This is a genomic window from Bacillus sp. FJAT-29790 (genome assembly GCF_019039215.1).
Lineage (GTDB): Bacteria > Bacillota > Bacilli > Bacillales > Cytobacillaceae > Cytobacillus.
On the sequence record NZ_JAHNZZ010000004.1, the window covers coordinates 120,964 to 137,349 of the forward strand.

The 16,386-nt window shown below is 40.9% G+C and carries 15 protein-coding genes; 13 read left to right on the forward strand and 2 right to left on the reverse strand.

Annotated features, from left to right (window positions below; genetic code table 11):
* Positions 1-119 precede the first annotated feature (119 nt).
* The 10 genes from nuoI to spoIID all read left to right on the forward strand — a co-directional run bounded on the left by nuoI (position 120) and on the right by spoIID (position 11,002).
* Positions 120-539 carry an NADH-quinone oxidoreductase subunit NuoI gene (gene nuoI / locus BGM26_RS19285; RefSeq protein ID WP_217041906.1) on the forward strand — a complete coding sequence of 140 codons (420 nt, stop codon included), beginning with the start codon at positions 120-122 and terminating at the stop codon, positions 537-539.
* Positions 536-1,054 carry an NADH-quinone oxidoreductase subunit J gene (locus BGM26_RS19290; protein WP_217041907.1) on the forward strand — a complete coding sequence of 173 codons (519 nt, stop codon included), beginning with the start codon at positions 536-538 and terminating at the stop codon, positions 1,052-1,054. The genes nuoI and BGM26_RS19290 overlap by 4 nt, the downstream gene beginning before the upstream one ends.
* A complete protein-coding gene (nuoK, locus tag BGM26_RS19295) occupies positions 1,051-1,365 on the forward strand; it encodes an NADH-quinone oxidoreductase subunit NuoK (protein ID WP_217041908.1) in 315 nt (104 codons plus the stop codon). The genes BGM26_RS19290 and nuoK overlap by 4 nt, the downstream gene beginning before the upstream one ends.
* Positions 1,366-1,592: 227 nt before the next feature.
* Positions 1,593-3,455 carry an NADH-quinone oxidoreductase subunit L gene (nuoL, locus tag BGM26_RS19300; RefSeq protein WP_217041909.1) on the forward strand — a complete coding sequence of 621 codons (1,863 nt, stop codon included), beginning with the start codon at positions 1,593-1,595 and terminating at the stop codon, positions 3,453-3,455.
* Positions 3,452-4,963: a complex I subunit 4 family protein gene (locus BGM26_RS19305; RefSeq protein WP_217041910.1), complete on the forward strand. Its 1,512-nt coding sequence runs from the start codon at positions 3,452-3,454 to the stop codon at positions 4,961-4,963. Before nuoL ends, BGM26_RS19305 begins: the two co-directional genes overlap by 4 nt.
* Before the next feature lie 6 nt (positions 4,964-4,969).
* Positions 4,970-6,484 carry an NADH-quinone oxidoreductase subunit NuoN gene (gene nuoN, locus BGM26_RS19310; protein ID WP_217041911.1) on the forward strand — a complete coding sequence of 505 codons (1,515 nt, stop codon included), beginning with the start codon at positions 4,970-4,972 and terminating at the stop codon, positions 6,482-6,484.
* A gap of 553 nt (positions 6,485-7,037) precedes the next feature.
* On the forward strand, positions 7,038-7,283 hold the full coding sequence (locus tag BGM26_RS19315; protein ID WP_217041912.1) for a DUF1146 family protein: 246 nt from the start codon (positions 7,038-7,040) through the stop codon (positions 7,281-7,283).
* Between the two features lie 304 nt (positions 7,284-7,587).
* On the forward strand, positions 7,588-8,331 hold the full coding sequence (locus BGM26_RS19320) for a YwmB family TATA-box binding protein (protein WP_217041913.1): 744 nt from the start codon (positions 7,588-7,590) through the stop codon (positions 8,329-8,331).
* Between the two features lie 33 nt (positions 8,332-8,364).
* Entirely contained in the window at positions 8,365-9,678 is a 1,314-nt protein-coding gene (gene murA / locus BGM26_RS19325) for a UDP-N-acetylglucosamine 1-carboxyvinyltransferase (RefSeq protein WP_217041914.1), read from the forward strand.
* A 292-nt stretch (positions 9,679-9,970) separates the two neighbouring features.
* The gene (gene spoIID, locus BGM26_RS19330; protein ID WP_217041915.1) at positions 9,971-11,002 is read left to right on the forward strand and encodes a stage II sporulation protein D; all 1,032 of its coding nucleotides are present in this window, start codon (positions 9,971-9,973) and stop codon (positions 11,000-11,002) included.
* Positions 11,003-11,081: 79 nt separating this feature from the next.
* Here the strand turns inward: spoIID and BGM26_RS19335 are convergent, their stop codons facing one another.
* On the reverse strand, positions 11,082-11,525 hold the full coding sequence (locus BGM26_RS19335; RefSeq protein ID WP_217041916.1) for a VanZ family protein: 444 nt from the start codon (positions 11,523-11,525) through the stop codon (positions 11,082-11,084).
* Positions 11,526-11,665: 140 nt separating this feature from the next.
* On the opposite strand from BGM26_RS19335, the gene spoIIQ reads away from it, so the two are divergent.
* Positions 11,666-12,490 carry a stage II sporulation protein SpoIIQ gene (gene spoIIQ, locus BGM26_RS19340; protein WP_217041917.1) on the forward strand — a complete coding sequence of 275 codons (825 nt, stop codon included), beginning with the start codon at positions 11,666-11,668 and terminating at the stop codon, positions 12,488-12,490.
* Between the two features lie 228 nt (positions 12,491-12,718).
* Here spoIIQ and BGM26_RS19345 read toward each other — a convergent pair whose 3' ends face one another.
* Positions 12,719-13,591 (reverse strand): LysM peptidoglycan-binding domain-containing protein, encoded by an 873-nt coding sequence (locus BGM26_RS19345; protein WP_217041918.1) that lies wholly within the window; start codon positions 13,589-13,591, stop codon positions 12,719-12,721.
* Between the two features lie 976 nt (positions 13,592-14,567).
* On the opposite strand from BGM26_RS19345, the gene spoIIID reads away from it, so the two are divergent.
* Both spoIIID and mreB read left to right on the forward strand, forming a co-directional pair.
* The gene (spoIIID, locus tag BGM26_RS19350; protein WP_217041919.1) at positions 14,568-14,840 is read left to right on the forward strand and encodes a sporulation transcriptional regulator SpoIIID; all 273 of its coding nucleotides are present in this window, start codon (positions 14,568-14,570) and stop codon (positions 14,838-14,840) included.
* A gap of 410 nt (positions 14,841-15,250) precedes the next feature.
* Entirely contained in the window at positions 15,251-16,252 is a 1,002-nt protein-coding gene (gene mreB, locus BGM26_RS19355) for a rod shape-determining protein (protein WP_217041920.1), read from the forward strand.
* Positions 16,253-16,386: the final 134 nt, after the last annotated feature.

Here is a 16,386-nt window from a genome sequence, read left to right on the forward strand (position 1 = left end):
ACAAGGGTAAAAACAACAATATCTGCGAAAAGTGCTTTTTAAAAAAAGATGGCTCTTCCAAGGAATCATTGCTTTTGATTAAAAATGCTCAATTTCTAAAAACCAAGGGGTGAAATAACATGCTTGGATTAGCGAAAGGTTTATCATATACCCTGAAAAACTTGACGAAAAAGAAAGTCACATATGACTATCCGAATGAACCGCTTCCGCTTCCGGATCGGTTTCGCGGGATTCAAAAGTTTTATCCGGAAAAGTGTATCGTATGTAATCAGTGCGCGAATATTTGTCCGACAGACTGCATCCAGCTGACGGGAAAAAAGCACCCTGACCCGACTAAAAAGGGGAAAATCATCGATACGTATGATATTAATTTCGAAATATGTATCCTATGTGATCTATGTACAGAGGTTTGTCCGACAGAGGCGATTGTGATGACGAATAACTTTGAACTTGCCCAGTACAGCCGTGACGAACTGTTTAAAAACCTTGAATGGCTAGATGAAAATGACGAGAATGTACGGAAGGTGAATAAAGCATGACGTTTTCAGGGGAATTTCTAGCGTTTATGTCACTCGCTCTCGTAGCGGTAATGGGCGGCGTGCTGTTATTAAACCTTTCCAATGTCGTGCATATTATCGTGGCGCTTGTTTTTACGTTTGTAAGCATTGCGGGGATTTTTGTGCTTTTATCAGCGGAGTTCCTTGCTGCTGCCCAAGTATTGCTTTATTCTGGGGCCATCACGATCATTATGTTATTTGGAATTATGCTCACCCGTCATGATGACACAAGTAAACCGAAAGCAGGACGTTTGCGGAAACTGCTTCTTTTCTTAGGTGTGCTTGGCTTCGCGTTTGCTGTATATATAGGGATTTACAATCTTGATATCCCGCAAATGGAGAATACATTACATGTGAATAATACGGAACAAATCGGAATGGCGCTTTATTCCAAATATATAATTCCATTCGAATTAACTTCGGTCTTACTATTGGCATCCCTAATCGGGGCCATTGTGATAGCTAAGAAAGATGAGAAGGAGGCGGAGAAGGAATGAGTTCAGTTCCCATTTCAGCCTACCTGGCGCTGGCCTTAATCTTATTCTGTATTGGTTTATTTGGGGCGTTATCGAAGCGTAATACGGTCATCGTGTTAATTTCGATCGAGTTAATGCTCAATGCAGTAAACATCAATTTAGTAGCCTTCAGTAAATTTGGCGTGATGCCTTCGATTGATGGCCAGATCTTCGCCTTATTCGCGATGACCGTAGCAGCAGCTGAAGCGGCAGTTGGGTTAGCGATCTTGATTGCTCTATACCGTAATCGAAAAACGGTTCATATTGATGAAATAAACACAATGAAAAACTAGTGGTTCACAGTAACTAATAGAGGATGGAAGGCTTTTCATACCTTTTTAATAAGTAGAAAAGTAACTTCCTTTTCGGGATTCAAAATGAGATGGTGATAAAGAAAAAGAAATTGGCTCACTCGCTGATTTCCTCAAGTCCCACCTCCGCCTCCCACCTCTAGAATCCAACACGTTGACTCTTCAGATTAACAAAATTTCACAACGTGTTCAAAAAGGGGATTGTGATATTGATGGAGAATGCATGGATCATACCGCTTTTCCCGCTTTTATCGTTTTTGTTCCTTATCTTTTTCGGCAAACGACTGAAAGAGGCGAGTGCTTACATAGGAATCTTGCTTTCGCTTGCTTCATTTGTCTATTCCTTGTTGGTGCTGTTTGAAAGATTTTCCGCGCCGACGCATAAGGCTGAGACGGTTTGGCTGACGATAGGGGATGTTCAGTTAACAGCGGGATTTGAAGTAAATCAGTTAAATGCGTTAATGCTGGTGATCGTATCGCTCGTCAGTTTTCTTGTGCATACTTATTCAAAAGGATATATGCAAGGTGATGAACGATTCCCGGTTTACTATGCTTATTTAGGGTTATTTACATTTGCGATGCTAGGGTTGGTGCTTTCACCGAACCTGCTGCAAACGTATATTTTCTGGGAGCTTGTCGGTTTAGGCTCATTCTTGCTAATCGGTTTCTATTTTTATAAAGAAGAAGCGAAGAAGGCGGCCAAAAAGGCGTTTATTATGACGCGTATCGGGGATGTCGGCCTTTTAATTGGAATGATTCTTTTATTCTGGCAAGTTGGAAGTTTTGAATATGATGAAATCTTTGCAGCTGTAGCTGCAGGCTCAATTTCACCATCAATGATTACATTAACAGCGATTTTAATATTCGTTGGAGCGGTTGGGAAGTCAGGTCAGTTCCCGCTGCACACATGGCTTCCGGATGCGATGGAAGGGCCAACGCCGGTGTCTGCATTAATTCACGCCGCAACAATGGTTGCAGCTGGGGTTTATTTAGTGGCAGCCTTGTTCCCGCTTTTTACGGCGAGCGAAACAGCGCTAATGACCGTAGCTGTCATTGGAGCTTTCACAGCGATCTTCGCAGCGAGCATTGGCCTTGTGCAAAAGGATATTAAAAGAGTCTTAGCTTATTCGACTGTCAGCCAGCTTGGATACATGATGCTGGCACTTGGATCTGCTGGGTATGTCGCAGGTGTGTTCCATTTAATGACACATGCCTTCTTCAAGGCATTGCTGTTCCTTGCAGCAGGAAGTGTGATCCACGCTGTCCATACACAGGATATTGAAAAAATGGGCGGATTATGGAAAAAGCTTCGCGTGACAGGCCCGTTGTTCTTAATCGGGACATTGGCTATCAGTGGCGTGCCGCTGTTTTCAGGATTTTTCAGTAAAGATGAAATTTTAATTGCTGCATGGGCACATGGGAATACCGGTTTATTCTGGCTAGCTGTAATTGCGGCTTTCTTCACCGCATTTTATATGTTCCGCCTTTTCTTTATGGTGTTCGCTGGAGAAGCCCGCAGTGATATGAAGCATGTAAAGGAATCACCAGGCGTGATGACTTTACCGATGGTCGTTCTTGCGATTCTGGCTGTTGTTGCCGGTTATGTAAACACGCCTTGGTTCGGAACATTCTTAGGGGATTGGTTGACTGAAGGCAATGCAGCACTTGGGCACGGCCATATAGAAGGGCCGGCTTGGATCATGATTGTAGCGACTGTTGTTTCTTTGTTAGGAATATTCTTAGCTTGGTTGATTTACAGCAAACGTTCATTATCACGTGATTGGATCGGTGCTCCTTCAATTTATAATGTTTTATATAATAAGTACTTTATTGATGAGTTTTACGAACTAACAGTTGTCAAAGCGACAAAAGGATTTAGTCTGTTCCTCCGTTTTATTGAAATCTTCCTTGTAGAGGGGATTGTCAAAGGAGTGGCAGGAACGATTTCTGGACTTGGCAGAGCAGGCTCGAAGTTCCAGAACGGACAGGTGCAAACATATGGAACGGTTGCGTTTGTCGGTCTTGCTATTTTAATCGTCGTGTTTGCTGTAACAGGGGGGTATTTGAAATGAACTTTGCTTATTTTTTATCAACCTTAGTTTTCTCCCCTCTACTCGGTGTTTTAGTCTTATCGTTTATTCCTGCGATGAAGGAATCGGTTATTAAAACAGTAGGCTTCGTGGCAACTCTGCCTGCTTTAGTCTTGTCATTAGCTGCTTTCTTTCAGTACCGTGCAGGGGCTTCCTTGGACAGCTTTAATGAGAGCGTTCGTTGGATTCAGTTTGGCGATCCGAATCGTTTAGGAGACTTGTTTTCTATTAAATACGAATTGGGCGTTGATGGGTTTTCCTTGATTATGATTGTTCTGACTGCCATTCTTTCGACACTTGCAGCCATTGCTTCCATGTATATTAAAAAGGAATGGAAAGGCTATTTTATGCTATTCCTTCTACTGGAAGTAGGAATGCTTGGCGTTTTTGCAGCAGAAAATCTTATCCTGTTCTTTATCTTTTTCGAAATTACGCTTATTCCAACATTCTTCCTAATCGGGAAGTGGGGTTATTTTGAAAAAGAAAAGGCAGCATTTAGTTTCTTGATCTATAACGGATTAGGATCAGCGGTACTGCTGATTGTTATTATGGTGCTTTTTGCACGTACAGGAACAGCAAATATTGATGCACTTACGATGATCATTGCATCTGACGGCGGCGATCTAGTTTTGTCTGCAGGTGTGAAAATGGGCTTGCTGATTTCACTGTTAATTGCATTCGGTGTTAAGCTTCCTATCTTTCCATTGCACAGCTGGATGGTTCGCGTCCACGTTCAAGCGCCGCCATCTATTGTTATGCTTCATGCAGGGATCTTATTAAAAATCGGTGCTTACGGGTTAATCCGTTTTGGAATGGGAATTTTCCCTGAGCAATTCCAGTCGCTGGCGGTTTTCTTGGCCGTACTCGGCGTCATCAATTTGCTTTACGGTGCTTTCCTTGCATTAATTCAAACGGATTTTAAAATGGTGCTTGCATATTCATCGATTTCGCATATGGGAATCGTCCTAATTGGATTGGGTGCTTTAAATGAGGCTGGAATTCAAGGAGCAATTTTCCAAGTCGTTTCACATGGCTTGATTGCTGCTCTACTATTCTTCCTTGTGGGCGTGTTTTATGAGCGTGTCGGGACTTCCAATATTAAAAACCTTGGCGGTCTGGCGAAAGGAATGCCAATCACGGCTGGACTCCTGCTCGTAGGAGCGATGGCTTCCCTTGGCATGCCAGGAATGTCAGGATTCGTAAGTGAGTTCATGGCGTTCCTCGGACTATTCAAGGAAATGCCAGTATTAGCAGCAGTCGGGGCGCTCGGCATTATCTTAACAGCCGTCTACCTATTGCGCGCGGTCCTTGCGATTACTTATGGAAAAGCTGGGCGTGAGTTTGCAGGAATTACAGATATTCGAAAAACAGAATGGGTACCTGCTTTAGTTTTAGTCGGATTAATTGTTCTGATTGGGGTTTACCCAAGTGTATTAAGCGAGCCGCTGACATCAACACTTGAAACTATCATGCTTGGGATTGGAGGGTGATGAAGGATGGATCTCGAAACATTACTATCATTTAAATGGAGCATCATGGCACCTGAGTTCATCATCCTCGGTGTAGCAACCGCACTATCATTATTAGATCTTTTTATGCCGAAATCGCAAAACCGCAAAATCCTTGGCTGGATTGGTCTCGCTGGTATTTTGGCGGCGATTGTTTCTTTATTTAGTCTGATCGGCCAAGGGTCTGAATCAATTCTTTTTGATACCTTTAGGCTTGATTCATTCGCGAAAGCCTTTAAGTTGTTATTGTTGATTGGGGCAGCGTTTGTGTTCCTGATCGCAACTGCTTATGAGCCGAAGGAAGGATTTAACGAATACAGGGGAGAGTTCTATTACCTGTTTCTAGCCGCTCTGCTTGGCGCGATGATGATGTCCTCTAGCGGGGATTTAATTACACTGTTTGTAGGACTTGAGTTACTCTCTATTTCTTCCTATATTCTTGCAGGGATGAGGAAGACAAATATTCAGTCAAACGAATCAGCGATGAAATATGTGATTAACGGCGGGATTTCAACAGCGATTACGTTATTTGGGATGAGTTATGTTTACGGTCTAACTGGAACGACGAATTTACTAAATATGGCTCGTCATTTAGTCACACTGTCTGACCCGCAGCATATTTATTTAATCGGCCTTGCTTTCTTTATGATTCTTGTCGGTCTTTCATTCAAACTGGCTACCGCACCGTTTCATATGTGGGCTCCTGACGTTTATCAAGGTGCGCCGATTCCTGTTACAGCCTTTTTGAGCGTCGTTTCAAAGACAGCAGGCTTTATCATTCTTGTTCGGATTATGATGGTGATTTTTTACAATACAGCTTCAGAAGGTCCAGGCTCCATGCCATTCCTTCTAAAGGTCCAGGATTATATCGCCTTCCTAGCGGCTGCAACGATGATAATTGGGAACCTTATTGCATTAAGGCAACGGAATATTAAGCGTTTATTTGCCTATTCTAGTATTGCACAAGCGGGTTACCTGCTCGTTGTTATAGCGACGATGTCAATCTTTATGTTCGATACGCTTTGGTTTTATCTTGGGGCATATTTGTTCATGAACCTTGGTGCATTTGCGATTATCCAGCTGATCACGCAGAAGGCAGGTTCAGAGGATATTAGCGTGTTTGCGGGATTATACCGCAAGGCGCCAATCCTTGCCGTTGCGATGGCTGTGTTTATCTTGTCATTGGCGGGCATTCCGGGAACGGCAGGCTTTATCGGGAAACTGAACATCTTTATGGGCGCACTTGCAGTTGAACCGGCTCATTATGTGCTAGTGTCGATCATGATCGCCACAACAGTTGTCTCGTATTTCTACTACTTCGGCGTTATGGTCCAAATGTTCTTTAGACCTACAGCTGATTCAGTAAAAATAAAAATGCCTGTTGGACTCAGTGTGACTATCGGTGTATGTGTGTTCGCAACGATCCTTTTTGGAGTTGCACCAAACATTGCATTCGATTTTTTACAGGGAAATTTCAATCAGTTTAGTGATTTCTTTCAATAAATGAAGGACAAGGGGCTATTTAGTTGGAGGGGATATCTATCCCCTTCTCTTTTTTTGAAAGTCTCTTTTCTAAGGGATTGCTTTTTCAGAATATTAATCATATAAATATTTCAGTTATTAACAACTGTATGTTCCGTTTCTAGTGCTCCTTATGTGATTTTATAGGACCTATACTGGAAAAAAACTAAATTCAAGGGCTTATTGAGTAGTAGAAAAACTATGTTCACGGGCTTATAGAGGAGTTCAATTGGACCTCTAAAGTAGAAAAACTATGTTCACTGTCTTATAGAGCAGTTCAATTGGACCTCTATAAGGAAAAAAACTATGCTCAAGAGCTTATAAAGCATTTCTAATGGACCTCTACTTAAAAAATTCCGTAGATAAATCACCTGATATCGCAGATTAATGCCCAATTTTGAAGATAAATCGTATATTATTGAAAATAGTCCTCAAAGCTTTTAATATTTTAGGTCGGATGGCAACAAAGTTTGCTAATGCAGCATTTGAAAAAAATCGAGAAATTTTTTAGATTTAAAGAAAGGAGTTACTCATCATGATTTCGGGATTTGGACAACTAGCTTTACTCAGTATCATTTCGCATTTAACTTTTATTGCACTAGCATGGTGGGGTCTCCAAGCATTGCGTTTCGACCAGATTTTGCGGCCCAATCGTGTATTTCAGGCAAGAATCCTATACATATTATTATCGATCGCCATCGGATCGGCCGTAAGTAATTTCTTCCTTGATTATCTCCAATGGTCCCAACAGCTGCCTCTAATCCTGCAAACTATCATATAGAGAAAAATCTAGGTCTTCCTACATGTTTTCATTTTTAAGGATATTCAGTACAATTCAAGGTGTTGTATAAAATGAGACATCCATTAGTGGGTGCTTTTCCCACATGTGGGTTGTTGAACAAGCTACGAAAAAAGCAGAATAGATACAATCTTACAGGAATTTATCGCAATTCCTGTTTGTTGGAATATGATGGATTTATAGGGGCTTTATAAAGTGCAAAAGCAATTGTCAAAAAGTGACGACTTTTCCCAAGTATGCTCCTTCTCTCTCTGGTAACAATGGTATTAAGGGGAGGAGTCAGTATATGAAGAAAATAAAATTGATTTTAACAATTGTTGGTATTATCGTTTTTATTATGATAAACATTGGAAATAAGTCGACTGTAGCAAAAGGGGAGCTTGATCTGTTCACTTTAGCCTCCATCTTACAGGACGAGCATATTTTAATCAGTGAATGGTCTTTACATGCAAGAGAAAAAATGGAAGGGCTTCAAAACGAGGTGGAAGTTGAGAAATTTACAGAAGAACTAAAATCTCGGTATGCAGATTGGGAATGGTCGATAAAAGCTTCAGAAAAGCATTTGGAAGCAATGGCTGTTTCAAAGGATCATACAGAAAAAGAGACAATAAAAATCCTTTCGACCCCCACAAATGGCAAAATTCAGACGTATCTGATTTATGAGGTGAATGGGCAAGCCTGGGACCCACAATCCGAGCAAGACATTTCCTCTCATTTAGAAAACAGGATTTCTGACATTTTTCGGGGGAATGCCACAATTTTCTCTTGTATCAAAGGCGAATTCAATGATAAGATGGATAAGACTGTGCCTATAGAAATGAAACAATTACTAACGGCTTTTCAAGCAAAAAAAATTGAATCTTTGGAAGAAGATAATTTTATATCAACTTCCGCACACTCGGCAATGTTTACTAGTTCGGTAAAAACGGGTGGCAAGGATATGAATTTACAGATTGGAATTAGAAATCAAGGATTAGGTACGAAGACTACCTTGGTAGTCGGCACACCGATCATAACAGTTGAATATTAATATAGAGAAATTGGACGCGGAGGGGAATACACTTTGGAAAAAATTATCGTCCGCGGCGGAAGAAGGCTAAGCGGTACTGTTAAAGTAGAAGGAGCAAAAAATGCTGTTTTGCCGGTTATTGCCGCATCATTATTAGCAAGTGATGGCAAAAGCGTAATTCGTGATGTACCAACTCTTTCCGATGTATATACGATCAATGAAGTATTACGCTATCTAAACGCCGAAGTGGAATTTAAAAATAACGAAGTAATAGTAAATGCTTCTCGAGAGTTAAGTGTTGAGGCACCATTTGAATATGTGCGAAAAATGCGTGCTTCCGTATTAGTTATGGGCTCGCTACTAGCTCGTAATGGCCGCGCCCGTGTCGCTTTACCTGGCGGCTGTGCCATTGGTTCTCGCCCGATTGATCAGCATTTAAAGGGCTTTGAAGCGATGGGTGCAACAGTTAAGGTAGGGAATGGTTTTATCGAAGCGGAAGCAGCAGATGGCCGCTTACATGGAGCAAAAATCTATCTTGATTTTCCAAGTGTAGGAGCAACGGAAAATATTATGATGGCCGCTACACTTGCTAAAGGAACAACCGTCCTTGAAAATGTGGCTAAAGAGCCGGAAATTGTTGATTTGGCAAACTTCTTAAATAAAATGGGTGCAAAAGTAAGAGGCGCTGGTACGGGAACGATCCGCATTGAAGGCGTTGATGTTTTATTTGGTGCAGACCATCATATTATTCCTGACCGTATTGAGGCAGGAACCTTTATGGTTGCTGCTGCTATTACAGGCGGGGACGTGCTTGTACAAGGAGCGGTGCCAGAACATTCCACTTCTTTAATTGCAAAAATGGAAGAAATGGGTGTTATTTTTATTGAAGAAGCTGATGGGATTCGAGTATTGGGCCCTGAGAAGTTGAAGGCAGTCGATATTAAGACGATGCCTCATCCGGGTTTCCCGACTGACATGCAATCGCAAATGATGGCTTTACTACTTCATGCGAACGGCACGAGCGTGATTACAGAAACGGTATTTGAAAATCGCTTCATGCACGTAGAGGAATTCCGCCGGATGAATGCTGAAGTTAAAATTGAAGGCCGTTCAGTCATTATGAACGGACCATCAAATCTACAAGGTGCTGAAGTAGCTGCAACCGACCTTCGCGCAGCAGCAGCATTGATTTTAACAGGATTAGTTGCAGACGGCGTTACTCGTGTGACTGAATTAAAGCATTTAGACCGTGGTTATGTGAACTTCCATGAGAAGCTTTCCGCGCTAGGTGCTGATATTGAACGGATTACAGAAATGGAAGAAACAGCTGTGGAACAGCAAAGCTATGTTTCGGATATGAACGCATAAATGATTAAAAAACGCAGGATCCATCTGTCAGACATCTGATCGGTGGGTTGTGCGTTTTTTTATTATTTTTGGAATAAGAGAGCCCTCCTGCCATATATTCAAGCGAAACTTCCCTGAATCAAGCAAAATTTCACACAATCCAAGAGAAACCTAAATCAGGCACGAATTTCTCCAATTACCTAATCAGAAATGGGTAAAATTTTGTCATAATAGCCTGTCCAAACCCATAAGAATGAAATGAGACGGGACTCTTTTGAGATCAAGATTATTTTTTGCTATGGAGGCTTAAATCATGACAAAATTCAAACCATTCATCGTACTAGCCGCACTGCTGTTTATCATTACACTAATGATTCCATCTTTGCTCGTTCTTCCTTTTACAGAGGGAAAGGCAAGCGGGAAGCTCGGGGAGCAATTAAAGAAGGAGGATCGCGCGATGGAAACAGCGGAAACAAATTCAGGTCCTGCTGTAGAGGTATCTGTTTATCGGATGGCGAAAAAACAGCTTGAGAAGCTTCCGCTTGAAAAATATTTAGTAGGTGTAGTCGCTTCAGAAATGCCCAGTGACTTTGAAAAAGAAGCATTAAAGGCACAGGCTTTAACTGCGAGGACGTATATTGTCTCGCAAATGTTGAATGAAAATAAAGAGAAGTTGCCAGAAGGAGCGCTTGTCTCCGATACGGAACTTCACCAGGTTTATAAAAATGATGAAGAATTAAAGCAAATTTTTGGCTCAGATTATAACTTGGCAATCAAAAAAATTACAGAGGCAGTAAATGAAACGAGCGGACAAATCATCACATATGATGGCTCCCCTATTACAGCGACATTTTTTTCGACAAGCAATGGATTTACAGAAAACTCGGAAGCAATCTGGGCGAGTGCTTATCCTTATCTTAAAAGCGTAGAAAGCCCGTGGGATACAAAGTCACCGAAATTCGGAGGCCAAAAGGTCTTTACCGTGTCGGAGTTTGAGAAAAAGCTAGGGGTCAAGCTTCCTAATAATAGTACCATTGGAAATGTAACGGAAAGAACAGCCGGTAAACGGGTTGGAAAGGTCGAAATTAACGGCACGGTGGTGGAAGGAAAGGATATAAGGGAAAAGCTCGGGTTAAAGTCCACAGACTTCACATGGGAGCGTAAGGGCGATAATATTGTCATCAATACAAAAGGTTACGGCCATGGCGTCGGAATGAGCCAATACGGCGCAAATGGCATGGCAGCCGAAGGGAAAAACTATAAAGAAATCATCGCACACTACTACAAAGGTGTAGAAATCGCTGCATCAGATCAAATTCTGACAAAAGTAATGGCGAAGAAATAACGGGTGTCAAGCACCATTCGTGGACAAATCAGTTGGTTTTGTGCATATACAGTGGACATTTGAAAAAGGAGAGGTACCGTCAAAGTAGTGGCGGTATCTCTCCTTTTTTAAGCCTTTTTAAATAACGCAAAAGAGCGGAAAGCTTTGGAAATCGTTGATGAAAGCTTGCGCGGTCAATGAAATACCAGCAAATAAGAACACCGATAATGTCCTTAACAACATCAATAAGCGTGGCTGATCGGTAAGGCACGAATGATTGATGGATTTCGTCTATTATCCCGTAGAAACTAGCGGTGATGGCAAATACGAGGTTCATTTTCTTCGAAAAGGATCCCGTTGTTAAAGCTGCTAAAACAAACAAAAGATATAAAATGGCAAATTCGATTAAATGCATGGACTCCTTGAAGAACCGGTCGATCGAAGAATCTGGCAGCTCAATCACCGCATTATGCGGGAGGTTGGACAAAATCCAGACCAATCCCATATAGAAGAACGGGAGCGCTCTAATCATCCATTTTCCCATCAAAAACCCTCCTTTAAAAAAATTTTTCATTACATGAATATTTCTTAACTCATTGTCGAAAAATAAACCAAAAAAATATTTTTATAGGAATGTATATAATTCCTCCAATCTGTTCAGAATGATTGCTGAGGTGATGATAAATGAGAGAGGAAGAAAAGAAACGATCTTCTCAAGATTCCAGCTTTAAGCGCTTTTTCAAAAAGCGTTGGGCATTCCCAGCTATTTACATTGCAAGTGCAGCCATCATTTTAACTGCGGTCCTTTGGTATCAAAATAGTAATAGCGCAACGGATCCGGGGAATTATGATTACAATGCGACAGATGTTCCGGGTAAAAAGTTCAATGAACCATCTATTGAAGTGAACCGCGCCATGGAAAACTTTAAGATGCCTGTGAAAGATGCGGATTCAGTTGTCATTCAAAGACAATTTTACGACATGAATGGCAAACCCGAAGAACAGGAAGCAGCTCTCGTTGTATATAATAATCAATACCATCCGAACACTGGAATTGATTATGCAATGAAGGATGGCGAAACGTTTGATATCGTTGCAGCACTAAGCGGTACAGTAACAAAAGTAGCTAATGATGCGCTTTTGGGAAATGTCATTGAAATTGAACATGACAAAGGAATTGTAACACAATATCAATCTGTTACAGAGATAAGTGTTGAGGTTGGCTCTGAAGTAAAGCAAGGACAAGTAATCGCAAAAGCGGGAGAAAGCATGATTGACGAAGAAGCAGGTGTACACGTACACTTTGAAATTCGTAAAGACAATGTAGCTGTTAATCCCCTTGATTATATACAGAAGCCATTAAGCTCCTTGCAGGAATTCGATCCAAATGCAGCTGATAACAAAGTAAAAGAAGAAGAAAAAACAACGGATGAAGACAAAAACTCAAATGAAAAAGATCCAACTGGTGATAAAATAAAAGAAGAGTCAATTGAATCTTCAGACGCATAGAAAAACCCGCCTCGGCGGGTTTTTTGTTTCGGGAATAAAAATAATAGACTTATGTCAAATTGGCCGATAAATATCCGAATTTGGCTGATAAACTGTAAAAACTGGCCGATAAATAGGTGGAATTGGCCGATAAACTGCAAAATTTGGCTGATAAAATAAAAAACGAACCGAAATATCGAAGTATTTATCACTGATTGCAGTAATCTGTAATAAATTGGCGAAATTGGCTTACTGAATATGGATCAGCGCCCCATTTTTAAAGGAAATCATCACATCTTTCCCCGCAAGTTTTTGATAGGACGGTGCAGTGCCATACGGGACTTTCAATGTGTAGGCCTGTTTGTTAGATTCAAACTCAACCGAGAACTGATCAGCTGCTCCAACAACCGTAGCCTTTTTGTAAATAATATCCTCCATAATCACAAGCTTTTGGTTGATTAAGACCATATCGCTTTTTAGGTTGTTCTGCTTTTTGAGCTCCTGAACAGGCAGACTAAAGCGTTTGGCAATTCCTCCAAGTGTATCACCAGGAACGACGGTATAGATAGCTGCATGCTGTAAGGAGTCATTACGGGTGTTAAATTCAGTTGAAATCACTAGCTCCTGCCCAATATAAATTTTATCTGAAGTGAGGTTGTTCATTGTCTTTAGTTCATTGACAGTTGTCTCATATTCCTTTGAAATCCGGTAAAGTGAATCCCCTTTTTGCACAGTGTAAGTCACACTGATTGCTTTTGCTTCCTTTGAAGTAGAAGGAGGGGAGGAAGGAGTATGCTGTAAAGAGTCTTCATGGGTATTGAATTCAGTTGGAATCGCCAACTCCTGCCCGATATAAATTTTATCTGTAGTGAGTTTATTTATTGTCTTAAGTTCATTGACAGTTGTTTCATATTCCTTTGAAATCCGGTAAAGAGAGTCCCCTTTTTGCACAGTATAAGTGGCACTGATTGCTTTTGCTTCCTTTGATGCAAAATGATAGGAGGAGGCAGCAACAGCAGCAGCGAATGTAACACCTGCTAATTTCGATCTCCGGATTTTTTTCTGTTTTCCCTTTTCCGAAAGTATTCTTTCTTTGCGTGTTCGAATGATGAGCTTTTCCATCGACTTTCTCCATCCTTTAAGTTAATAAAAGCATTGGGTAATATTGTATATAAAACCATATATATGTATAATGATCAGAATTATTTTATGTGAATATTCGGGTGACGACAATAGGGATATTTTCATGAAAAAAGCGGATGAACTTCTCCGTCCTAACACCCGGATTAGATTAGGGGACTGAGGTTGAAGAACTAGTATGCGCGTGAAAAGATCCGTATTTTTACCAAAAAAATGATGAAAAAGACTAACTCTCATTGATTCTGCTCGATTTTTTCGGATAAAAAGGTTGTCGAAATTTCAGGAATTAGGCCTAATTTTGTCTGATAAAGTTCGAGAAAACTAGGTAGACTGTCACAAAGTTCGATTCGATCACTTAATCAATCAAAAAATATCGGGGAGTCTGAAATTTCGGGTTTCGGTGTCTAACGTGGGAAATCGCTTTTAAAAATTTGGAATGTTGATTTCTGATCTGCTTTTGTTCGACTGCAGAAGAATCAAAAAATCACTAAAAACGGCAATAAAATATTTAATTTTCAAATAAATGGACCGATACCTTGTCCCTATTGTGTTTTTCGTGCATATATCTGCAACCAAGCTAATAGACTGTTACAAACCTTACAAAGAGAGTGTTTGAGGTGAGGAGTCGTTTTGTGTGAGGAAAAGGAGCGAAGCTATGCTTTAACGAGTAAGCCATCCTTACGAGTTGGCTTAAATTCTGCAAAAACTAGCCGCGCTTACACAACCTAATTGTTTTGGTTATTTCATTCAATCAATCTTCATGCAAAATGATGGCTCGTTTTAACAAAAGTAGTGAATGTGCCTTAGGACATGTTTATTCACCGTAAACAGAAAGTATTAATTTCTGCCGCATGAAGCGAATTCAGATAATGAAATCGTGCGGAATGGAGTAGAAGTCAAAGTATGAAGCGAGTCTCATTTCACACTTCTCTCATCCAATTTAGGGAGGGCGAGTGGTGTGCACGATTACATCAAAGAGAGAACTATCAAGATTGGAAAGTATATCGTGGAGACGAGAAAAACAGTTCGCGTTATTGCGAAGGAGTTTGGCGTATCCAAAAGTACAGTCCATAAAGATTTAACGGAAAGACTTCCTGAAATTAATCCTGAACTAGCTAATGAAGTGAAAGAAATCCTAGATTATCATAAATCAATCCGCCATTTACGTGGGGGAGAGGCGACCAAAATGAAATATAAAAAAGAAGAATTGGAAGAAGAGCCCATCAAATAAAAATGAATAACGAGGTGAAAAAGCAAGCGGGGATTTCCGGTTGCTTTTTTATATGCGATAAAAAAGTGTAATTTTCTTTAACCTTCTCTTTTCGACAAATAACCCACAAATTCTGACAAAAAAGTTATTTAAATCTCCTCGAGTATGGTACAATATAAAATTAGGAAAGAACGTGATTCGCAATAAAAACATTGTGAGCAATGAAGTGATGGCTAAGATCAATTCAGCCTTGTACGAAAGGATTTAGTCAAAACATGAACTGCTTAAACTGAAAAAATAAGGCTGTTTTCTTTAAAGTTTGTTGCTTTTATAATGTGATTTTTATTTAATAATCTGAGTTGATTGGAGCGGAGGGCACTTGACTCCTGCGGACAGTGCTGGCCAAATGTGCAAGGAGGAAAGATGAGAGAATGTTTGCAAGGGATATCGGGATTGATTTAGGAACGGCTAACGTACTTATTCACGTAAAAGGCCGCGGAATTGTATTGAATGAACCGTCTGTTGTTGCGATTGATAGAAATAACAATAAGGTTCTAGCTGTTGGTGAGGAAGCACGTCGTATGGTGGGGCGTACGCCTGGAAATATTGTTGCTATCCGTCCGTTGAAAGACGGTGTAATCGCTGATTTTGATGTAACGGAAGCGATGCTAAAGCATTTTATTAACAAATTGAATGTCAAAGGCTTTTTATCAAAACCGCGTATTTTGATCTGCTGTCCGACGAACGTAACAAGCGTCGAACAGAAAGCCATTAGAGAAGCAGCCGAAAAAAGCGGCGGCAAGAAGATTTATTTAGAAGAAGAGCCGAAAGTGGCAGCAATCGGTGCGGGAATGGATATCTTCCAGCCGAGCGGAAATATGGTCGTTGATATTGGCGGCGGTACAACCGATGTAGCTGTTTTATCAATGGGCGACATTGTTACATCTTCATCCATTAAAATGGCGGGAGACACTTTCGATAATGAAATTCTTCAGTATATTAAGCGGGAATATAAGCTTTTGATCGGAGAAAGAACATCTGAAAATATTAAAACGACGATAGGAACTGTTTTTCCAGGTTCAAGAAGCGAAGAAATGGAAATTCGCGGCCGGGACATGGTTTCAGGCCTTCCGAGAACGATCACGGTACGTTCAGAGGAAATCGAGCAAGCGCTAAGAGAGCCGGTTTCCATCATCGTTCAGGCAGCGAAAAGCGTCTTAGAACGCACACCGCCTGAATTATCGGCTGATATCATTGACCGCGGTGTAATCCTGACTGGCGGCGGCGCACTGCTTCATGGCATTGATACGCTTCTTGCGGAAGAATTAAAAGTCCCTGTACTTATTGCAGAAAATCCAATGGATTGTGTCGCGATCGGAACAGGCATGATGCTAGATAATATTGACAAGCTCCCAAAACGGAGACTTGGATAAGTTTCGATAAAAAAATGGCTTTGTTAGTGGATAATGTTGATAAATGGGGATCAGCGGGGCGATTTTGCCTGGTCGACAAAAACGCTACGTCCTGTGGCATTGTCGACACTAGCACATCCTGTGCGTCGGAGAGA